Source organism: Parajatrophihabitans canadensis (assembly GCF_053764775.1).
Window position 1 is genome coordinate 602,710 of record NZ_CM132445.1, and the last position, 19,613, is coordinate 622,322.

Genomic DNA, 19,613 nt, shown 5'->3' on the forward strand with positions numbered 1-19,613 from the left:
ACATTGAACTTACACCCCAAGCGGAATGATGGGCTTCATCACGCAGAGCCATCGTCGCGTGGATATTAGCCTTGTCTTCCGAAATATCGCTTTAGTACGGATTACAGAGCGTAGCCAGAACGTGACCCCGGAAGGAGACGCGGACATGACGAACCACAACTGGTAAATCGACCGCCCGACGAAACCGCAAACAACCAGCGCAGCGCCGCACCGAAAGGACGCTCCCGATGACGAACCACAACTGGTAAATCGACCGCCCGAGCAAAACAGCCACCGCAGCACCGCACCGAAAGGACAGCCCCGATGACGAACCACAACTGGTAAATCGACCGCCCGAGCAAAACAGCCACCGCAGCACCGCACCGAAAGGACGCCCCCGATGACGAACCACAACTGGTAAATCGAGTCACTGACGTGCAAACCCTGGCGGCCTCAATTGAGGTCGCCTTCGTATGTCTTCCTCTCGTCTGCGACGTCCGTACTTGGCCGGCACATCTCAGGAGTTGACGTAGGTCCTCCTGATACATCCAGTGCAGCTTTGAGTACACCGAGCTTGAGTCACGGCTCGACGCCAAGCAGCCCGCAAAGTTCAGTTCAGAAGCCACACAGCTACCTGTGAGCCCGCAGGTAGCTCAGTTGTGTCTTCGTCAAGATCGATCAAGCAATCCGATGCGGCCAGCCACCGTAGAAAATGTGACCCGGGCGGCCCGATCGGACGCACCGTATTGGATGCGCGCTCGAAGTAGCCCCGGCGGAATTGGCGCTTCCCGGCCGGCGATTGCAACTCTGTGCTCAACTCGGCCTGGACGATCGGCCGGGCGTAGTCGGCGTATCCCATCGCCTTACGCAACGCCGGACGGAGAAAGACTTCGAACGACACGAGCGCGCTAACGGGATTGCCGGGCAGCGTAATGATCGGTACACCTTTGAACAGCCCTGCTCCCTGTGGCATCCCGGGCTGCATGGCAACCTTGACGAACTCCACGCCCTGACCCATCAGCGCGTCCTTGACGACCTCATACGCTCCGGCGCTGACACCACCTGAGGTGAGCACGAGGTCGACGTCGTTGAGGCGGGAATCCAGCGCTGCGTGAAAGGCCACCACGTCGTCGGCGACGAAGTGAAACTGCTCGGCTTCGGCACCGGCTGCCCGGACTGCGGTCGCAAGCATCAGACCGTTGGACTCATGGATCTGACCGTGCTGCAGCGGCTGCCCGGGCTCGACGAGCTCAGAGCCCGTGGAGAGCACGAGCACCTTCAACGGCGGGATGACCGAGACGACCGCTTCGCCGAGCGCAGCGAGCAAACCGAGTTGGGCAGCGCCCAGTGTGATGCCGGCGGCAAGCACCTCTTCGCCGGCGGCGACGTCTTCGCCCGCTCGCCTCACATGGGTCCCTGATTTCCGCGGTTCGTAGATGGTCACGGTGCTCGCCCCACCGTCAGTAGCCTCGACCTGGACGACCGCGTCTGCGCCTTCGGGCATCGGCGCTCCGGTCATGATGCGGTGCGCGGTGGCCGCACGCAGCGGCGGTCCGTCCACCCGTCCCGCCGGAATGTCTTCAGCTACCGGCAGGATCACCGGCTCAGTCCGGGTGGCGTCAGCGATCTCGGCAGCGCGAACCGCGTAGCCGTCCATGGCCGAATTATCGAACGGCGGCAACGGCCGAGCCGCAATGACGGGGGTCGCCAGCACTCGTCCGGCGGCTTCGGCAAGTGGCAGGTGTCGTGGCGCCGGTTCGCTGATCAAGTCGGCTACAACAGACTGATGCTCTGCTACGGGTCGCATGCTGCCATCCTGCCTCAGACTTCGAGCGGTCTGCGCGGGAGTTGCCTTGGGCCCTCGGCTAACGCTAGGTTCGGCTTGATCATTCAGCTGGCCCGTTTCGGCCGATCCTGCGGCTCTCCTCTAGACACGTGAGGCACTACATGACCGCACCTACCACCCCTGTCCTGTTCGTCCATGGCTTGTGGCTGCATGCGAGTTCGTGGGGCCCGTGGGTCGACTTCTTCAACGGGGCAGGCTATAGCGCATCGGCACCAGGCTGGCCCGGCGATGGAGAAACTGTAGCTTCGACAAGAGAGAACTCCGACGCCATCGCCGGTCACGGAATCGACGATGTCGTCGCTCACTACACCGACATCATCAATGGCTTGGACGCGAAACCGATCCTCATCGGCCACTCCTTCGGCGGCACGATCGTCGAGAAGTTGCTTGGCCAGAACCTCGGCGCGGCTGCGATTGCTATCGATGCCGCACCGATCAAGGGTGTGCTTCCGGTGCCGATTTCCGCGCTACGGGCGGCATTTCCGGTACTGCACAACCCGGCGAACAAAGACCGTGCGGTCTCGCTGACCGCCGAGCAGTTTCGGTACGCCTTCGGCAACGCGCTACCGGAGACGGAGTCCAACGAACTCTACGAGCGGTGGTCGATCCCGGCGCCTGGCAAGCCGTTGTTCCAAGCGGCCACCGCGAACTTCTCACCGCATTCCGAAGCGAAGGTCGACACCGAGAACTCAGAACGTGGCCCGTTGCTGCTGATCATGGGCGGCAAGGACCATACGGTTCCCGAGGCCATCACCAAATCGACACTGAAGCAGTACCGCCACTCGACCGCACTCACCGAGCTTGTCGAGTTTGCAGATCGGGGGCACTCGCTGGTGATCGACAGCGGATGGCGCGAGGTCGCCGAGTCGTCGCTTGCCTGGCTGAAGACGAACGGCCTGTAAGAAGCGATGGATCTCGGCTTGCAGGGCAAGACGGCGATCGTCACCGGCGCCAGCAAGGGCATTGGTCTGGCGATCACCCAGACGCTGGTAGCGGAGGGCGTCCACGTCATCGCCGGATCTCGCACCACGAGTGATGAGCTGACCGAACTGGTCGATGGCGGCCAAGTTGAAGCGGTCACGGTTGACCTCGCGGACCCGGCCGGTCCTGATGAACTGGTGGCGTTTGCGCTGGCCCGCGGTCAGATCGACATCCTGGTCAACAACGTCGGCGGAGCGACGACCCGAGTGGCGGGTTTTCTTGCCATAACCGATGACCAGTGGTTGGGCACATTGAACATCAATCTGCTCGCCGCAGTCCGGACCGTGCGTGCGGCATTGCCGAGCATGCTCGCTGCCGGGCGCGGCAATATCGTCACCACCTGCTCGGTAAACGCCAGATTGCCTGACCCGGCAGTCATGGACTACAGCGCAGCCAAGGCTGCGCTCGCCAGTTTCTCCAAGGCACTGTCCAAGGAGTTCGGCTCTCGTGGCATCCGGGTGAATACGGTCAGCCCTGGTCCGGTTGCGACCGCGCTCTGGCTCGGTGACAGTGGCGTTGCAGCAACCGTCGCCCGCGCGACCGGTGGCGATGCAAAGGCCGTAGCAGCACAGGCCGCAGGCCAATCGGTAACGAACCGGTTTACCGAGCCACAAGAGGTGGCCGACCTGGTCGCGCTGTTGGCCAGTGATCGTGCCGGCAACGTCACTGGCTCCGACTTCGTCATCGACGGCGGTTTGATCACAACGCTGTAGTCAGCTATCCGATCGGGCGACTAACAGGCATCTCACGGGCGAAGCTCTGGTGAACGTATAGGCGTAACCGTCCACAACCGCTGTCCTAACTCGCTCAGCTGTCGGACAGTTACGGTGTGCGAGAGGAGCTGGCCTACGGTTGCGGTTCAGCGCCGCTTGCGATTGCCCACCGCGGGGGTGCTGGCTTGGCGGCTGAGAACACGCTCGAGGCGTTCGGACGCTCCTATGCGCTCGGGATCCGGTATCTCGAGACCGACATCCGAGTGACCTCCGACGGCGTCGTGGTCGCCTTTCATGACGCAAACCTGGACCGTGTCACCGACGGACGCGGCCCACTGCGCAATCAGAACTTTGCCGGGCTCAGCAAGTTGCGGGTCTTCGCCACCGATCCGGTGCCGACGCTCGCCGCCGTACTCGAGGCGTTTCCGGACGCATACTTCACGATTGATCTGAAGGACGAAGCCGCCATCAAGCCGCTCGCCCAGGTGCTGTTGCGTACCGGGGCGACGAACCGGGTTTGCATCGCCGGCGCTTGGGATCACTGGTTGCGCCAATTGGCCGCGGCCATCGGCTCACGGGGCGGGGCGCAGATCACCACGGCATTGGGTTGGCGCGACCTGTGTCGGTTGGTTGCTTCGGCGCACACCAGGATCGCGTTTCCGGGTGGACAGCTCAATGGGAGTTTCGCCCATGTTCCGCTGCGGATCGGACGACTTCCGGTGTTCGGCGAACGGCTGATCGCGCGCGCGCACCGGCTCGGTATTCGAGTGATCGTCTGGACCGTGGACGATCCAGCACAGATGCACCGGCTGTTGGATGAGGGAGTGGACGGCATCATCACCGATCGGCCGGACCTGCTTCGCGAGGTGTTGCTGGCTCGCGATGAGTGGACGGTGCCGGACTCCGTCACTGCCCAGTGACCTTTCCGGCGGCGACGGCAAGGTGGCGGGTGGTGCGGACCTTCGCCAGCATCTGCCGGTCATGGGTAACAAGCAGCACCGTTGCGCCGAACGAGTCGAGCGCGGACTCGAGCTGTTCGATTGCTGCCAGATCAAGGTGATTCGTTGGCTCGTCCAACACCAAGAGGTTGACACCGCGTGCTTGCAGCAGGGCAAGCGCCGCCCGGGTGCGCTCGCCGGGCGACAGCGTGTTGGACGGGCGGCGGACGTGTTCAGCCCGCAGACCGAATTTGGCGAGCAGGGTTCGCACGGCCGCGTCGTCCAGGTTGGGCAGCTGTTCACCCATTGCCTGCGGCAGATCGGCAGCGCTGTTGAACAGCCCACGAGCCTGGTCGACCTCACCCACGATGACTCCTGCGCCCAGTGCGGCCGTACCGGAATCAGGGATGATCCGTCCTAGCAACAATTGCAGCAAGGTGGTCTTGCCTGCGCCGTTCGGGCCGGTGATGGCAACCCGGTCAGCCCAATTCACTTGCAGGTCAACTGGTCCGAGGACGAAGTCGCCGCGTTTGACCACCGCGGCGTTGGCTATGGCTGCGATCGAGCCCGACCGGGGTGCGGCCGCAATCTCCATCCGCAATTGCCATTCCTTGCGCGGCTCGACGACATCGTCAAGGCGTTCGATCAGCCGTTCGGTCTGCCGGGCCTTGGCCGCTTGCTTCTCAGTCGATTCGGTTCGGAACTTGCGTCCGATCTTGTCATTGTCGGGCGCCTTACGACGAGCGTTCGCGACACCCTTTTCCATCCAGGCTCGTTGGGTGTGGGCGCGAGCCAGCAACGCATCTTTTCGATCGGCAAATTCGTCGTAGGCCTGGCGTTCGTGACGGCGCTCGATCTCGCGTTCTTCCAGGTACGCGGCGTAGCCGCCCGACACCTGTCTGATCTTCTGTTGAGCCAGGTCGAGTTCGAGCACACTGGTGACCGTTCGCGCCAGAAATTCGCGGTCGTGGCTGACGAGTATGGTCGCCACCCGCAGCCCTCGGACGAATCGTTCCAGGCGCTCGAGCCCGGCCAGGTCGAGATCGTTCGTCGGTTCGTCCAGGAGAACGACATCGAATCGGCTCAGTAGCAACGCCGCGAGCCCGGCTCGCGCGGCCTGGCCGCCGGACAATGTCGACATCTCGGCATCGGGCGAGGCGCCGAGTCCGATGTCATGAGCCAGCGCTGCGCACCGTTCTGGCAGGTCCGCACCGCCCAGGCCGAGCCAGCGCTCGAAGGCGTGCGTGTACTCGTCCGCCGCGCTGTCGATCGCGCCATCGGTTGCGCCGTGATCCTGGCCCAGCTTGATCGCGGCCGCATCCATTCGCGACTGCGCCTCGGTCACACCCGTCCGTCGGCCGATGAATTCAGCGACGGTCTCACCGGGGCGGGCCGACCTCTCCTGACTGAGGTAACCCACGGTCGCGGTCGGCGGGCTCAGCTTCACGCTGCCTTCGTCGGGCTTTCGCAGGCCGGCCAAGATGCGTAACAGGGTGGACTTGCCGGCCCCGTTTACGCCAACCAGGCCAACGACGTCGCCGGGCGCAGCCACGAGATTAAGGTCGCTGAACAGGGTGCGTTCGCCCGACGTCGCTGCAACTGAATGGACGACGACCGAGGCACTCATACGGCGTGACGCTACCGGGCGCTCAGGACCAGCCGGTCAGACGCAGCCGGGCGACCTGAGGTGGTCGCCCGGCGTGGTGCGTTGTGGTGCGTTACCTGCTATGCGCTATCAGGCAGCGTTCTTGATCGCCGAGATCTCGAACTCGAGGTTGATCTTCTCGGAGACGAGTACGCCACCGGTCTCGAGCGCGGCATTGAACGCTACGCCGAAGTCGCTGCGGTTCAGAGTGGCTTTGCCCTCGAAGCCAACCCGGACGTTGCCGAACGGGTCGGTTGCCACGCCCGCGTATTCCCAGTCAATGGTTACCGACTTGGTGATGCCCTTGATCGTGAGGTCGCCGGTCACGCGGAAGTTCTCGTCGTCGAGCTTCTCGACCGAGGTGCTGGTAAACGTGATCTGCGGGTGGGCGGGTGCGTCGAAGAAATCGTTGGTGCGGAGGTGGCCGTCGCGCTGCTCGTTGCGGGTGTCGATGCTTGCGACCTCGATGCTCAACTGAGCGCTGGACTTGGTCGGGTCGTTGCCGTCCAGATGCAGGGTGCCGGTGAAGTCGTTGAATCCGCCGCGGACCTTGGTGACCATGGCGTGACGCGCAACGAACCCAACCCGGCTGTGCGCCACGTCGAGGGTGTAGTCGCCGGTAATGTCGGTGAGAGTGGCTGCAGTCATAATGCTGGCTCCTGAAAGAATCGTTGTCAGCTGTTTTGCTGATGTGTCAACGACCTTACCAACATTTGCTGACGTGTCAACATTCCCACGCTAGGATGTAGCTATGACGGACGCGAACTGGCTCAACGACTCCGAGCACCGAATGTGGCGGGCCTTCCGGTCCATGCACACGTCGCTCGATCGGGTGCTCGAGCAGGAGATGTCTGCCGAATCCGGCCTGTCCTCGGCCGACTTCGCGGTGCTCGTGCCTCTTTCCGAGGCCCCCGATCGCCGGTTGCGAGCTCGTGATCTCGGCCTGCAGATGACGTGGGATCGCAGCCGGCTGTCGCACCAGATCAAGCGCATGGAGCAGCGCGGCCTGATCGAACGAACCGACTGCCCCACCGACGCGCGCGGGACGTTCATCCAGCTGACCGAAAAGGGCTGGCGGACCATCGAGGCCGCCGCGCCACCGCATGTGGCGGCCGTCCGGGCGTATTTCGTGGATCTGCTCACTGAGGACGAGATCGACAGCCTGACCGCGATCTCGGAGAAGGTGCACGACAAGATCGCTGCCCGAGCCGCCGAGGGCGTCTGCGACGGCGATGACTAAGGGTGACCAACGGTGTCTAAGGATTCGGCCGGCGCAGCGCCTGTGCTGCGACCGCGGCGCCAGCGCCGGAGACGAGCACGGCCCTTACGACCTTCTTCCTGCGCCGCCTGGTCTGCTGTGATTTCGCATCCGAGATAACCAGTTTCAAGGCACGTTCGGCCTGTCGACGTGCCCGTCTCGAGGCTCTCCGCGCTGCTCGGCGGGTCTTTCTGTTGAGGCGCCTGCCGCGCGCCTTTGCCTCTGCTCGTAGCCTCCTCGACTCAGCACGCAGCGACTTGGATTCGGCCTTGAGTCGCATTCGAGCCCGCTTGGCTGCCTCCGAAACTGCGTCGGTACCGGTCTCCAGGACGTCGGTGACGGTGTCGATCGCGTCATCCACCGTTGACCTGTCGCGGGCTCTGCTCATCGTCTGCTCCTAACTGCCGACTTCAAACGTACTCAAAAGAGGCCTTCACCTACGAAGCCTCCGGGGCTGGCTCCTGGTGGTATCGCGAAAACCGCCGACCCCTCGTGCCGGATGAAGCTGTTCAAGGCGTCGGAGCGCGCGAGCTTGTGCTGGATCGGCACGAACGTCTGCTGCGGATCGGTCTGGAACGCCTGAAAGAACAAGCCGGCGTCGAGCTGCCCGGAAGCGTCGATACCGTCGTCGAAGGAGTAGCCGCGACGGAACATGGTCGCCGCCGAATTGTTCGCTGGATGGGTCAGGCGGACGTGGGCGTCCGCCGGGATCGTCAGCGACCCGTCGGACTGGGTAGCCGTAAATTGCGGCACGTCGTGTTCCAAATGCCCTGATAGCGGGGCGCCGCTGTCTTTGAAGCGGCCGATCACCCGCTCCTGCGAGTTGACGCTCGTCCGGTCCCACTCGTCGAGCAGCATCCGGATCCGACGGCAGACGAGGTACGTGCCGTTCCGCATCCACGGTGGCGAACCGGCCTCGGGAACCCAAACGGCGAGCGTTTGGCGTGTGCCGGTCGGATTGTCCGTGCCGTCCAGTTGGCCCATCAGATTTCGTGGGGTTGCGGTCGGCTGCACCGCCGCCGCGGCACTGCGCAGGAATCCCCCCTGCGACCAACGCACCGACAAACCGCCCAGAGACCCAGTGACCAGCGAGCGCGCGGTCGCGGCGACGACCATCGGGTCTTCGCCGCAGATCTGGACGCCGAGATCGCCGCCACAATGAGCAGGATCAAGGTGATCAGTGCTGAACGTCGGTAGCGCCCGGAGTTGCTCGGGCACTGACAGGCCGGCGCGTACCAGGGCACTTGCACCGATCCCGATGGTGACGCTCAGCTGCGCTGGACGTAGCCCGGCTGCGATGTCGGCGGACGGCCCGGACGGGCGGCCCGCCATCGCGGATCGGGCAGTACTCGACAGGTGCAGCAGAGCGGCCCTCAATGAGGCACGGCCAGCCGCCGTGGCGTTGCCGCTGACCAGATCTAGAGCGAGAAATCGAAAGTACGCAGGTTGCCGGTCGACGACGCCGGCCTGATGCGTGCCCTCGAAGGCAATAGTGCTCACCGCCGGGACAGCGGGACCGCTTTGGTCATCGTGCCGATCTATGGCGGTTTTGCCGACAGCGCCACCGACAGCGCCGACAGCGACGCCCGCTGCTGCGCCACCGGCAAGCAGGCCGGCTGACGACAGGAACCGTCGCCGGCCAACCTGCGATTCAGATTCGGTCACCGATTAAAGCTGCCTGAACGCTCAGTGGTTGTCGAATTCGGCGGTGGGTTAGGACGACGACGTGGGACGACGACGCAGCACGACTATTGCCAGCCCAGCAGAACCGAGGACGACCCCAACGGCTCCAAGCGCGATGCCGACGTTTGCACGGCTGTCGTCGGTATCCGTGGCGGTTGCGCTGGCCGGCGGCGCCGCGGTGCTGGCGGACAAATCAAGTGACGGCGCTGGATGATCGGGTTCGGCGTTGCTACCGGGCGCCGGTTGCTCGATCCACGAGACCACACTCTTGTCGCTGTAGGTCTGAATCGCCTTGAATGTCAAGGTCGTCACATCGTCGGGAAGCTTGCCGCCGATGATGGTGAACTGCCCGAAGTAGCCGGGCTTGATGCCGGAACTGGCATCCGCCGTCCAATCGATCTCCGAGACGATCTGAGTGATATCGCCGTCGTCGGTCTTGATCGGGGTACTCAAAGTTGTCTGCGTGATACGCGAGGTCCACCCTGGCATCGGCGACACCAACACGCCCGCGATCGGGTGGTCGGTTGGCAGTTGCACCTTCAACCCGACCGTGCTGGCCTTATCGCTCTCGTTCGGCACTCGGAACGTGATGACTGCATCGCTGGCGCCCGCCGTCACACCCGGAGCAGCGACCGTGACGTGGGCGGAGGCACCGCCAGCCGTGATCAACGCGGCACCGGCAAAACCGACGGTGAGGACGGCTGCGGCTGCTGCACGCCGACCCAGGGTGTTTGCGGGCAAGAACCTCACGCGTGAATCCTCCTGTGCTGCGCTCTGCCGGGTTGGCTGCGCTGTGCCGGGTTGGCTGTCTGCCCGGCTAAGTCGGGCCTGCGGCGTCACCGGTTCCCGGAGTCCGGATTTCGTGGCAGTCGTCACACCAAATAGCTAGCAGCGAAATGGCTAGCAGCGAAATGGCTAGCGGCGGGGACCAATGAGGGGCAGCCCGGTGCGAGGGTGTTCGATGACCTCCATCGCGTGGCCGTAGACCTCGCTGAGTACGTCAGTCCGCAAGACAGCGGACGGCGGACCGCTGGCCTGAATCTTGCCTCGACCAAGAATGGCAACGCGATCGGAATACGCGCCGGCGAGATTGAGGTCGTGCACCACCGCTACCACCGCATGGCCGGCATCGGCGAGTTCGCGCAAGACTGCAAAGGTACGTTCTTGATGGTGCGGATCCAGTGCGGCTGTGGGCTCGTCGAGCAACAGCACGCGGCTGCGCTGCGCGAGCACCCGAGCGAGGCTGACGCGCGCCGCCTCACCGCCAGACAGCGACGTGAAGGCCCGATGGCGAAATTCGGCGACGGCCGTCTTCTGCATGGCAGCCTCGATTTCTCGTTCGTCCTCGGCGGCCTCGGCCATACCTCGCCACGGCCAGCGTCCCATCGCGACGACATCGGCAACCGCAAAGGGAAACGCCATGCTGTGCTGCTGAGGTAGCACAGACCGCCGCAGCGCGGCCTCCCGCGGCGACCAGGCATGCACCCCGCGCCCGAGCAGGCTCACCTCACCCGTAGCCGGGCGCTCGTCGCCGGCCATCAGGTGCAGCAAAGTGCTTTTGCCGGCGCCGTTAGGACCAACTAGCGCCAGTAATTCACCCGTCTCGACGTCAAGATCGATACCGTCGAGAACCGCCCGCCGGCCACGGGTGGCGACCGCGCGGCGAACCGACAGAGCGATCACGCCCAGCCGCCCTGCTTGGTCCGCGTGCGTAACAGCAGCCAGAAGAAGAACGGTCCGCCGACGAGGGCTGTGACGGAGCCCAGCGGTATTTCGGCCGGCGCGGCCACGGTCCGGCAGAGTAAATCCGCCAAGGTAAGGACGATCGCACCACCGAGAGCACTGGCCGGGATGAGGATCCGGTGACCAGGGCCGCTGACCATGCGCACCAGATGCGGCACGACCAGACCGACGAAACTGATCGCCCCGGCCACCGAGACAGCGGCCGCGGTGAGGATGGCGACCACGACGATCACTGCGACTCGAACGCGTTCGACGTTCACCCCTAGATGCCTTGCCGGTTGTTCACCGAGCGAAAGCAGGTCAAGCGCCCGCGCGAATCGCGGCGCCAGCAGCAAGCCGACCAACGCGCACGGTGCGACCGCCGCGACCGCCGGCCAGGTCGCGCCGGACACACTCCCCAGACTCCAGAACGTGATACTGCGCAGTTGCGAGTCGGTGGAGAAGTACGTGAGCAACCCGATACCAGCCCCCGTGATCGTGTTTATCGCAATACCCGCGAGAATCAGGGTCACGACCTCGGTGCGCCCATTCGATCGGGAGACGCCGTAGACCAGCAGAACAGTGAACAGGCCCGCAACGAAGGCCGGCCCGCTGACCGACCACGAAGCAAAGCTCAGACCGGCGATGATCGATACGATCGCCCCGACTGCTGCCCCCGACGAGATTCCCACAATGCCTGGCTCGGCCAGGGGATTGCCGAAAACGCCCTGCATCAGGGCGCCCGCGCAACCGAGGCTGGCACCGACGAGAAGCGCTAGCAGCACCCGCGGAAACCGCACCCCCCACAACACCCGCTCGGACAGCTGATCTGGGTGGGTGGCAAACGGTATGTGCAGTCGCTCCAGTAGCGAACCGAGAATTTGCGCCGGCGGGATAGCGAATGCCCCCATCCCTGCGGACAAAACCGATACGACGACGAGCGTCGCCGATAACGCCGTGAGGAGCACCACGGTTCGTTTCGGCTCAGCTCTTGCCGCTAGGGTGCTCACTGTGCCTGCTCGAGGGCGCTGGCGATAGCCGTGATGACCTCGGCCGTCCGCGGGCCGAAATTAAGCAACACGCCGTCCTCGACCGTGATGACGCGCTTATGCGCGCCGGCCGGCGTTTGAGCGATACCGGGAATCTTCTCGAGCCCCGCCACACCACCGACTGATTCCAATCCATCCGTCATCAGAAGCAAAACGTCCGGCTGAGCCCCGATGAGAGCCTCGCTCGTGATCGGGGTGAACGGTCCGAGACCCATCGCGGTCCCGGCATCTACACCACCGGCTGCGTCTATCAAGGAATCAGCGCCGCTGCCTTTACCCCCGATCAGATAGACGCCAGCGCTGCCGCGCAGGTAGAGAAAGGCCACCGTGGGCTTCTTCGTGCCCCGGTCGACCGCGCCGCGAGCGGTAGCGATGTTCAGGGTCGTCCGGTTAGCCAGCTGGTCGCCCGCTGACGCAACGCCGAGCGCGTTCGCGACGGCGTGGATGCGGGGTACTACGTCGGCTACCGAGTCCGCGATCGGCAGGATCACCACCGGTACCCCGGCAGCCCTGAGCTGCGCGATCGCCTCGGGTGGCCCGGTATCGGTGTCGGCCAATACAACAGTCGGGCGCAAGGACAACACGGATTCTGCCGAGACATCGTGCGCTCGGGTGACGACGGGGAGTCCCGAAGCCTGCTTGAAGGTAGTGGAGATGTCGCGTGCTACGACGCGCGAACCTAGGTTCAGCGAGAACACCACCTCGGCGATGCTTCCGGTCAGCGCGATGATGCGACTGACGTCTGTGACCGTGACCCTTCGACCGTCGGCGCCCACGATCGACACCGGCAACGCCGGCACCCGGGTGCCCGGTAACACGTGAAGTGTCTTGGCGTTTACCGCGCTGCCAGCCGTGCTGATCGATGGCGTTTGGCCACAGGCCGATACCAGAATGGACGTGCTGAGAATCGCGATCACGCTCGCCCCGCGGTGACTGCTACGCATCGATGCTCTGACCTACCCGCCGACGGATCCACCAGCGTGTGCCGATTGCGGCGAGGACGCCGAACAAACCGAGCGGGACGAGAAACCGCAGTATTTGTTTACTCGTGCTCGTTGCCTTGCCGTCAAAGCTCACCGCGACGATGACGTCCTGGCTGCGGTCCTCGGTACGGGTGTGATCGGCACGGGTCACCACTGCGCACCGCACCTTGCGGCAGTCGGTGGTCTCGTTGAGCGTCGCGGCGATATGCAGCTGCACGGTGAAGGTGCCTCCGGCACCATACGAAACGGCAAGGCCTTTGCCGTAGCTCGGCGGGTTGGATGAGATCCACACTGAGCTACCGGTCTTGCCGCTGGTATCGGCGCCTCCGCCGCACGGCGTGGGAACCGCGCCAGGTTTGGGTTTGACGCAGAACGCCAGGTAGATGCCCTTCGCGGTGTTGAAGCCGCTGCCTGTCACGGTGATCGTCTGGCCGGCATCGTTCAGGTGGCTTGACTGTGAGAGGGCCAGTCGTTGGCCATCGCTGCCCTGTCCATCGCTGCCCTGTCCGTTGGTGATTTGGGAGGATGCATTGGCCGGCAGGGCAACGAAGAGCACTGCGATCAGCGCGGCCGCGACCGTGAGGTTCGGTCGGGTGACTAGTCGTTTGATCACTGGCCGGTGGCTCGTTCTCGATGTGCCGCACGCTCGACGGCAACCTGCAACGCGGTATTGAGCCGGTAGGCGTGCCGAGTCTCGGCGGCGATTTCGTCCCGTTCCAGGTTTGTCCAAGCGGCTCGGTCAAGTTCCCGGCGATAGTTTTCCTTGAAGGCGATCGGGTCGGCGATGTCTTCGAAAATGAAGAATCTTCGTCCGTCCGGACCGGTCAGCCCGAGTGAGCGCCGAACCGCCGAGCCGATCGCAAAGCCACCGGAGAGGTCGCCGAGATAGCGCGTGTAGTGGTGCGCAATGAATCGGCCGGACGAGCTTTTGGCCACCTGGCGCAATCGGGTCAGGTAGTGCTCGGTCTCGGCCAAAGGCGCAATGGTGGCTGCCCAGCCGGGTCCGGCCACGGTGTCCAGGTCGGCTTGTAGTGCGGGCAAGCGAGTGAGTTCGAACGCCGCGAATCGTGCGACAACCGGATCGACGCGCATGGCCTCGGTCGCAGATTCGAGTTCGGCGTACACGAAGTAGAGCTGGCTCAGCAGAGTGCGATAGAGCAGCAGATCCCCATGACCGCGGATCAAGGTGCTCAGCGCGCCGCCGGTTTCGGCCTTGCCGTGAGCGCTCCACGTGGCGTTGCGAAGCATCGCGGCGAAGCCAATCGGTTCAGCGGCTCGCGTTGGGCCGTGAATCCTGCTACTCGACATGACCATGTGAGACCTCCTTGACAGTGTGGCTGAAGCATAGGTTAGCCTCTCCTAACTTAGGTAGCCCTAATTTAAGGAGCATGAGATGTGGACGCCACGGAGGTCGACCGCTGGGGCCGCTGTCGCCGGCAGCCTGTTTGCCTTTGCGGCCCTCGTACTGGCGAGTCCAGAAGCTGGCGCAAGTCCGCGGTTGGATGCCTCGCCGGTGTCCGGCGTCCCGCCGACGGGCGCGGTCGTCACGGTGACCGGCGCGGGCTATGCCACGACCGGAAACGGTGTCTACGTGGCCTGGTGCCGGCTCGTTCCCCAATACTGGGCCAGCGCCGACAACTGCGCCGATGCTCGCTGGGTTCATGTCGGCGGCGCCGGAGCCGGTCAGGCCCCCCTCACCGCGGGCGGCACGTTCTCGGTCAGCCTCACGGTCACCGGAGCCATCAACGGTCACAGCTGCAGCACCGCCGGCGCCTGCAAGATTCTGACGATGGCGGCGCATGGCTCGTCCGACCGCAGCCAGGACGCCTTCGTCGGGGTGTCGTTTGCGTCGCCGGCCGCTGCCACTGCGCCCCCCAAGGGGTCACCCGTGGCGCCACCCAAAGCCCCACCGAAAGCTCCACCGAAAGCTCCACCGAAAGTCGCCGTGGCGCCAACCCCGACGGTAGCTGTGACATCGGCGGCCCAGCCAACGCTCGCTCCTTCCCGCACGGCGGCTAGCTCCGCGAGTAGCGCGGCCGCCAAGAGCCGCACGGCCGGCCTGACCCCCGAACCGGTCAAAACGAAGTCGGCGAGCTCGATCGCGGTCGATATGCCGCCGGCGGCGGCTGGTACGGCGGCTGATGCGGCGGTGGATTCCGATGGACGACCGGTGCTGCCCTGGGTCCTCGGCGCGATCGCCGTCGTGCTCGCCGCCAGCGGCTTCGCTGCCCGCAGAGTGCTCGGGCGGTGGGTTCGTCACGACTGATCGCGAACGAGTTTCAGCAGCAATCCATTGAGCAACTGTGAACGGGAGATCGAAGGCATGGAGAAGAGTCGCAGTCGAAAGAGGCATCTCGGGGCGCTGGTCTTGTCGGGCGCGTTGATCGTGGGCGGAGCCGTGCTGAGCCTGAGCTCGCAAGCCGGTGCCGCCGTCGGCGTCGCACCCGGCCCGAGCGTCACGCTGTCCAAATCAGCCGGGTTGCTACCCGCCGGCGACGCAGTGACGATCTCTGGATCGGGGTTTTCCACGACGGGCGCTGGCATTTACCTCGGTATCGCCGACACGGCGAAGTTCAGTCCGACGAACGCAGCCGCGTTCGGCGCGGTGAAGTGGATCCACCCTGGAGGGACCGCGTCGGCAAGCGAGGACGCGCTCAGTGCGGACGGAACCTTCAGCACCACGTTGAACGTGGCCGCCCTGTTCGGAAGCGGTAGCACTGCAACGGACTGCACGATCGACGAGTGCGCCGTCTTCACCCTTGCGGCACATGGCTCGCCGGATCGCAGTCAGGACACGGAAAGTGCGCTGACCTTCTTCGGCCCGAAGCTGACCCTGAGCGCGGCCACCGCACTGCAACCAGGCCAAGCGGTCACCGTCTCAGGGCGCGGATTCAAGCCGGGCAAGGGGGTCTACGTGGCCCAGACCGTCGCACATCCCGCCAGCGGAGTGCCATCGAACTATGCAAACGCTCAGTACGTTCCCGCGGTCGGAGCCGATGGGACGTTCAGCACTACGGTCACGTTGACAGCGACTTACACCCCCGCCCGAGCGACCGAAGTGACCGACTGCCTGGCCGTTTCGTGCTACATCGCCAGCTTCAATGACCACACCGATCTGGCCAATCGTGATCAGGATGTCTGGTCGCCGATCACGTTCGCAACCAGCACGCCAGCCACCAGTGCACCGCCAACGCATGCGCCGGGGGCTATCCGGGTTTCCGTGCAACCCAGCAGTGATCTCGCCCTCGACTCGGCGACCGTGACGGTGACTGGATCTGGTTTCGCCACTACTGGAAATGGGATTTACGTGGGGGTCGCCGCGACCGCCAAGTACGACCCGACCAACGCTGACGTGTTCGGCGCGGTCAAATGGGTTCACCTTGGCGCGTCGCCGGGTCCCGGGCAGGACGTCCTCACAGCTGACGGATCTTTCACCACGACGCTGAGCTTTCCGGCGACGTTCGGCTCTGGAACCAACGCGACCGATTGCACCGTGACGCAGTGTGCCATCTACACCCTTGCTGCGCACGGATCGCCCGACCGTAGCCAGGACACGCACACGGTGATCACCTTTGCTGGCTTTCCGAATCCGGGTCAGGCCGGCCCGAGTTCATCACCCACTCGGAGCGCATCGACCTCAGCCGCTATTGCACTGTCGGACACGACCGTGCAGCCCGGAGGAAATTTCATCGTCACCGCATCGGGATTCGACGCCGGCGAGCAGGTACAGGCGATCCTGCATTCGGATCCCATCGACCTGGGCATCAGCCAGGCATCGAGCACCGGAACGTATCGGTTGAGCGTCAGCGTTCCCGTTGATCTCAGCGCCGGGGTACACACCGTCAACCTGCTCGGATTGAGTTCGGCCAAGACTGTGCAAGCGACGTTCACCGTCCTGAACCCGGCGGCCGCCCTCGACCGGACGTCGTCGTCAGCCCCGGTGGCCTTGCTCGATCCGGGGATGAGCGGCAGTCTGGCAAGCACCGGCGCGAGTTCCAAGACAGCTCTACTCCTCGGAATAGCCCTGGTCCTGGCCGGATGTGGTGTGCTTATGGCCTCGACGTTGCGGCGTCCGGCCGGCTCGGCCAGATATCGTTGAGACTGGGAACGCAATGACCGATTGCAGCGATCAATTCACACCGGAAGTGGTGGCGCAGATCATGCGCCATATGAACGAGGATCACGCCGATGACAACGTGCTGATCGTTCAGGTGCTGGGCGAACTCCCTTCAGCGGAAAGGGCGATGATGAGTGGCATGGACGCCGACGGCATCGAGTTTCTCGCCCGGGTCACCGGTCGCGATGTGCAAGTCCGGCTGCCTTGGAGCGAGCGGATCAGTGAGCGTTCGCAGGTGCGCGCCGAAGTGGTCCGACTCTATGAAGAGGCTGTCCAGCGTTCACAGACGTGACGCGTCACCGGTAAGCAGACCGCCATGGGTTGCCTAGACCTCGTCGACGTTCGTCGGCTCAGTCCCTCGGTGACCATAGGAATCTCGAACCTTGTCGACCCACCCCTCGACGGCGCTCGCTACCTTGTTCAGTGGAGCGGACTCGGTAGCGAAACGCCGCGGGCGGGTCGGGGCCAGCTGCTCGGCCCCCAATGCCTGGTCGCCGAGCTCGCGTAGTTCTTCGGGTGTCAGCTTGCCGGCAAGCTGCGGGAACAGCTCCGTCTCCAGCAACCGAATGTGTTCAGCGAGCTGCGCATCGAGCGAATCCAAGGAACGGGTGACTTCGTCGATGGTCTCATCGTGATCTTCCAATGACCGCATGGCTTTCTCACCGCGACGATCAGCATGAAATGCATCATCTGCAATTGCATCGCCGCCATCGATGTTGTCTCGGATCAGCGGGTACAAGAACTGCTCTTCGGCGACGAAATGTCGCACCAACTCTGAAACGAGGAGTTCACGCTCAGCCTGACCATTCTCGCTCGATACCGAGGTTCGACACGTCTCTAGCAGCGAGCGAATCCCCCGATGATCACTGGTGAGCACTTCGAGGATGGTTTGAGTACCGGCTTCCGTCACGTGTATCGGGCCCTCCGAGGTCGGCGTCAGACGATGTTCACGCCAGCCTATGACACTCGTGCCGGAGATGCGTTTCTAACAAGGACTTGATACCGGGGGCCGACTCGGATAGGTTGCGTCGACCATCGCGACAATTGAAAACCACGGGGATCATGCGACTTCATACTCGGCTGGCCGCTTCGACGGCCGCCATCCTGCTTGCGCTCGGAACGACGGCAATACTTGCGAGCCCGGCGGGAGCGTTACCGACGGTGAGTGTTACCGGATCGGCGCCGGCCACGGTGCACGGCCCTGGAACCGTCATCTTCAGCTACTCGATCGACGTGTTGTCGAACATCGGCTCGACAACGCTCACCACGCATCAGCCAGCGGAGTTGCCAGCCCTGGTTGCGGGCGTGACCCTCGACGGACTGCCGGTGCCGGCCGGACAGGTCAGCCAGCCCGATTCGGTTGACATCACCGTCCAGACCGGAGCCGATCCGACCGACGGTCTGGCCGCTGGCACACATATCATCACCTTTGTCGCCACAGTCGGTGCGGGTGCTTCAGCCACCACATCCGCCACCGCGACACTGGCCTGGGTAGCTGGCGCGTCGCCGCAATCGGCCCTGTCGAATGCGGTGCCGGTCGCGATCAACCAGCCCGATATCGAGGTGACGCTCACCCCCGACAGCGGCGAAGATCAGGTGGGTGCACTGGGAACTGGCGTCGAACTCTCGCTGGCGGTTGACGTCAAGAATCTCGGCTACGGCACGCCTCAGACCACCTTGGATGTCGTTCTGCCGCCCGGGACCGTGTTGGCAGCCGATGGCGTCTACCGCGACTCGGACGGCGACCCATTGAGTTGCACGCCTGATTCGTCCGACCCACAACACGTCAGCTGCCTCATCGGTAGCCTCGGCCACTACGTCACGACGATGGATCCGACGATCTACATCAACATCACCACGGCGGCCACCCCGCCGGTCGGGCAAGTCGCGACACTCGCCGTCAGTGCGGGGGTGAATCCGGGCGAAGGCACCGATACTGATCCGACGAACAACGAGGTGAATCCGCAATTCAGCTTCACCGGTTCCGCGGCGCTGAGCTACTCGATCACGTCGAACAAGACGAAGGTCCAACTCGCAGGTCAGGCGAGCATCACCTTGACCGTGCACAACAGCGGACCGCAGCCAGCCAATGACACCATCGCAATCGGCATTCTCGTCGGCGACAACTTCAGTATCACCGATTTCAGCGGGGATGTGGGCTCGCCGATAGCGGGTATGAGCGCCAGCGTGCCCGCCGCTCACGCTCTACTCGCATCGGTGGCCACGCCCGGCCAGGGCAATACCCTTGTACCGGCGGACAACTCGGTGCTGACGAACCTTTTGAACTCCAGCGACGGCAGGGTGTGGTTCGTCGGCAATCTGGCCGTTGGCCAATCAGCCAGCGTGGTACTCACAGTCAAAGCAATCAAGTTGGGGACGGCGAAGGTCGGGTTGTTCGCAGTGTCCACCGCTGGAGATCCGTCCTGCCTCAACCTCGATTGTGATCTGACCTCGATATCGCTGCAGGCAGTGGCTGTTCCGATCGTCAAGCCACCAGCGGCGGCGGGCACGGTTGAGCAGGCTGCCGCCGACCCCGCTGCCGAACTGGCCAATACCGGCGCGGCATCGCGTCCGATCCTGGTTGCAGGCCTCGGATTGCTGGTCGGTGGCGCGATCCTGACGTGTGCGGGGCGACGCCGACGGTCTGCCGAGCAGGGCCGATGATCGAGCAGGTCCGATGATCGAGAACGGGCCGGTGA

At 64.2% G+C, this 19,613-nt stretch carries 20 protein-coding genes; 8 read left to right on the plus strand and 12 right to left on the minus strand.

Features of this window, described 5'->3' with window-relative positions:
- Nucleotides 1-589: 589 nt before the first annotated feature.
- Nucleotides 590-1,786, minus strand: coding sequence for a molybdopterin molybdotransferase MoeA (gene moeA, locus ACSMXN_RS02900; RefSeq protein ID WP_022914889.1), 1,197 nt, complete (start codon nucleotides 1,784-1,786; stop codon nucleotides 590-592).
- 140 nt (nucleotides 1,787-1,926) lie between these two features.
- Between moeA and ACSMXN_RS02905 the strand changes: the two genes are divergently transcribed.
- From ACSMXN_RS02905 to ACSMXN_RS02915, 3 genes are all read left to right on the plus strand, one after another.
- Nucleotides 1,927-2,727: an alpha/beta fold hydrolase gene (locus ACSMXN_RS02905; protein ID WP_022914888.1), complete on the plus strand. Its 801-nt coding sequence runs from the start codon at nucleotides 1,927-1,929 to the stop codon at nucleotides 2,725-2,727.
- A 6-nt stretch (nucleotides 2,728-2,733) separates the two neighbouring features.
- Nucleotides 2,734-3,519 (plus strand): oxidoreductase, encoded by a 786-nt coding sequence (locus ACSMXN_RS02910; protein WP_022914887.1) that lies wholly within the window; start codon nucleotides 2,734-2,736, stop codon nucleotides 3,517-3,519.
- A gap of 116 nt (nucleotides 3,520-3,635) precedes the next feature.
- Nucleotides 3,636-4,439 carry a glycerophosphodiester phosphodiesterase family protein gene (locus tag ACSMXN_RS02915; protein WP_022914886.1) on the plus strand — a complete coding sequence of 268 codons (804 nt, stop codon included), beginning with the start codon at nucleotides 3,636-3,638 and terminating at the stop codon, nucleotides 4,437-4,439.
- On the opposite strand, the gene ACSMXN_RS02920 is transcribed toward ACSMXN_RS02915, so the two are convergent.
- Together ACSMXN_RS02920 and ACSMXN_RS02925 are read right to left on the minus strand one after the other, a co-directional pair.
- Nucleotides 4,426-6,084, minus strand: coding sequence for an ABC-F family ATP-binding cassette domain-containing protein (locus tag ACSMXN_RS02920; RefSeq protein WP_022914885.1), 1,659 nt, complete (start codon nucleotides 6,082-6,084; stop codon nucleotides 4,426-4,428). The two genes, ACSMXN_RS02915 and ACSMXN_RS02920, sit on opposite strands and share 14 nt — an antisense overlap.
- 108 nt (nucleotides 6,085-6,192) lie before the next feature.
- On the minus strand, nucleotides 6,193-6,753 hold the full coding sequence (locus tag ACSMXN_RS02925) for a YceI family protein (RefSeq protein ID WP_027139836.1): 561 nt from the start codon (nucleotides 6,751-6,753) through the stop codon (nucleotides 6,193-6,195).
- 100 nt (nucleotides 6,754-6,853) lie between these two features.
- On the opposite strand from ACSMXN_RS02925, the gene ACSMXN_RS02930 reads away from it, so the two are divergent.
- A complete protein-coding gene (locus ACSMXN_RS02930) occupies nucleotides 6,854-7,342 on the plus strand; it encodes a MarR family transcriptional regulator (RefSeq protein WP_022914883.1) in 489 nt (162 codons plus the stop codon).
- A 16-nt stretch (nucleotides 7,343-7,358) separates the two neighbouring features.
- Here the strand turns inward: ACSMXN_RS02930 and ACSMXN_RS02935 are convergent, their stop codons facing one another.
- The 8 genes from ACSMXN_RS02935 to ACSMXN_RS02970 all read right to left on the minus strand — a co-directional run bounded on the left by ACSMXN_RS02935 (nucleotide 7,359) and on the right by ACSMXN_RS02970 (nucleotide 14,111).
- The gene (locus tag ACSMXN_RS02935) at nucleotides 7,359-7,748 is read right to left on the minus strand and encodes a hypothetical protein (RefSeq protein WP_027139835.1); all 390 of its coding nucleotides are present in this window, start codon (nucleotides 7,746-7,748) and stop codon (nucleotides 7,359-7,361) included.
- Nucleotides 7,749-7,780: 32 nt separating this feature from the next.
- A complete protein-coding gene (locus ACSMXN_RS02940; RefSeq protein ID WP_022914881.1) occupies nucleotides 7,781-9,025 on the minus strand; it encodes a Dyp-type peroxidase in 1,245 nt (414 codons plus the stop codon).
- A 48-nt stretch (nucleotides 9,026-9,073) separates the two neighbouring features.
- Nucleotides 9,074-9,793, minus strand: coding sequence for a YcnI family copper-binding membrane protein (locus ACSMXN_RS02945; RefSeq protein ID WP_455407682.1), 720 nt, complete (start codon nucleotides 9,791-9,793; stop codon nucleotides 9,074-9,076).
- A 165-nt stretch (nucleotides 9,794-9,958) separates the two neighbouring features.
- Nucleotides 9,959-10,726 carry a heme ABC transporter ATP-binding protein gene (locus ACSMXN_RS02950; RefSeq protein WP_022914879.1) on the minus strand — a complete coding sequence of 256 codons (768 nt, stop codon included), beginning with the start codon at nucleotides 10,724-10,726 and terminating at the stop codon, nucleotides 9,959-9,961.
- Entirely contained in the window at nucleotides 10,723-11,775 is a 1,053-nt protein-coding gene (locus ACSMXN_RS02955; protein WP_022914878.1) for an iron ABC transporter permease, read from the minus strand. Before ACSMXN_RS02955 ends, ACSMXN_RS02950 begins: the two co-directional genes overlap by 4 nt.
- Nucleotides 11,772-12,758: an ABC transporter substrate-binding protein gene (locus ACSMXN_RS02960; RefSeq protein ID WP_022914877.1), complete on the minus strand. Its 987-nt coding sequence runs from the start codon at nucleotides 12,756-12,758 to the stop codon at nucleotides 11,772-11,774. Before ACSMXN_RS02960 ends, ACSMXN_RS02955 begins: the two co-directional genes overlap by 4 nt.
- Nucleotides 12,751-13,410: a hypothetical protein gene (locus tag ACSMXN_RS02965; RefSeq protein WP_022914876.1), complete on the minus strand. Its 660-nt coding sequence runs from the start codon at nucleotides 13,408-13,410 to the stop codon at nucleotides 12,751-12,753. The genes ACSMXN_RS02960 and ACSMXN_RS02965 overlap by 8 nt, the downstream gene beginning before the upstream one ends.
- Nucleotides 13,407-14,111, minus strand: coding sequence for a biliverdin-producing heme oxygenase (locus ACSMXN_RS02970; RefSeq protein WP_022914875.1), 705 nt, complete (start codon nucleotides 14,109-14,111; stop codon nucleotides 13,407-13,409). The genes ACSMXN_RS02965 and ACSMXN_RS02970 overlap by 4 nt, the downstream gene beginning before the upstream one ends.
- Nucleotides 14,112-14,190: 79 nt before the next feature.
- Here ACSMXN_RS02970 and ACSMXN_RS02975 point away from each other — a divergent pair, with 79 nt between their 5' ends.
- From ACSMXN_RS02975 to ACSMXN_RS02985, 3 genes are read left to right on the plus strand one after another with little or no spacing between them, the layout of a single operon-like run.
- Entirely contained in the window at nucleotides 14,191-15,063 is an 873-nt protein-coding gene (locus tag ACSMXN_RS02975; RefSeq protein WP_022914874.1) for a hypothetical protein, read from the plus strand.
- A gap of 57 nt (nucleotides 15,064-15,120) precedes the next feature.
- Nucleotides 15,121-16,896: a neocarzinostatin apoprotein domain-containing protein gene (locus tag ACSMXN_RS02980; RefSeq protein ID WP_022914873.1), complete on the plus strand. Its 1,776-nt coding sequence runs from the start codon at nucleotides 15,121-15,123 to the stop codon at nucleotides 16,894-16,896.
- A gap of 13 nt (nucleotides 16,897-16,909) precedes the next feature.
- Nucleotides 16,910-17,206 (plus strand): DUF2470 domain-containing protein, encoded by a 297-nt coding sequence (locus ACSMXN_RS02985; RefSeq protein WP_022914872.1) that lies wholly within the window; start codon nucleotides 16,910-16,912, stop codon nucleotides 17,204-17,206.
- A gap of 33 nt (nucleotides 17,207-17,239) precedes the next feature.
- Here ACSMXN_RS02985 and ACSMXN_RS02990 read toward each other — a convergent pair whose 3' ends face one another.
- Nucleotides 17,240-17,824, minus strand: coding sequence for a hemerythrin domain-containing protein (locus ACSMXN_RS02990; RefSeq protein ID WP_022914871.1), 585 nt, complete (start codon nucleotides 17,822-17,824; stop codon nucleotides 17,240-17,242).
- Between the two features lie 152 nt (nucleotides 17,825-17,976).
- Between ACSMXN_RS02990 and ACSMXN_RS02995 the strand changes: the two genes are divergently transcribed.
- Nucleotides 17,977-19,578, plus strand: a complete 1,602-nt coding sequence (locus tag ACSMXN_RS02995) for a hypothetical protein (RefSeq protein ID WP_022914870.1) — start codon at nucleotides 17,977-17,979, stop codon at nucleotides 19,576-19,578.
- Nucleotides 19,579-19,613 lie beyond the last annotated feature (35 nt).

Coding starts and splice junctions, on each gene's coding strand:
- moeA (WP_022914889.1), bottom strand. CDS start 1,786: ATGCGACCCGTAGCAGAGCATCAGTCTGTTGTAGCCGACTTGATCAGC.
- ACSMXN_RS02905 (WP_022914888.1), top strand. CDS start 1,927: ATGACCGCACCTACCACCCCTGTCCTGTTCGTCCATGGCTTGTGGCTG.
- ACSMXN_RS02910 (WP_022914887.1), top strand. CDS start 2,734: ATGGATCTCGGCTTGCAGGGCAAGACGGCGATCGTCACCGGCGCCAGC.
- ACSMXN_RS02920 (WP_022914885.1), bottom strand. CDS start 6,084: ATGAGTGCCTCGGTCGTCGTCCATTCAGTTGCAGCGACGTCGGGCGAA.
- ACSMXN_RS02930 (WP_022914883.1), top strand. CDS start 6,854: ATGACGGACGCGAACTGGCTCAACGACTCCGAGCACCGAATGTGGCGG.
- ACSMXN_RS02935 (WP_027139835.1), bottom strand. CDS start 7,748: ATGAGCAGAGCCCGCGACAGGTCAACGGTGGATGACGCGATCGACACC.
- ACSMXN_RS02960 (WP_022914877.1), bottom strand. CDS start 12,758: ATGCGTAGCAGTCACCGCGGGGCGAGCGTGATCGCGATTCTCAGCACG.
- ACSMXN_RS02970 (WP_022914875.1), bottom strand. CDS start 14,111: ATGGTCATGTCGAGTAGCAGGATTCACGGCCCAACGCGAGCCGCTGAA.
- ACSMXN_RS02975 (WP_022914874.1), top strand. CDS start 14,191: ATGTGGACGCCACGGAGGTCGACCGCTGGGGCCGCTGTCGCCGGCAGC.
- ACSMXN_RS02980 (WP_022914873.1), top strand. CDS start 15,121: ATGGAGAAGAGTCGCAGTCGAAAGAGGCATCTCGGGGCGCTGGTCTTG.
- ACSMXN_RS02985 (WP_022914872.1), top strand. CDS start 16,910: ATGACCGATTGCAGCGATCAATTCACACCGGAAGTGGTGGCGCAGATC.
- ACSMXN_RS02995 (WP_022914870.1), top strand. CDS start 17,977: ATGCGACTTCATACTCGGCTGGCCGCTTCGACGGCCGCCATCCTGCTT.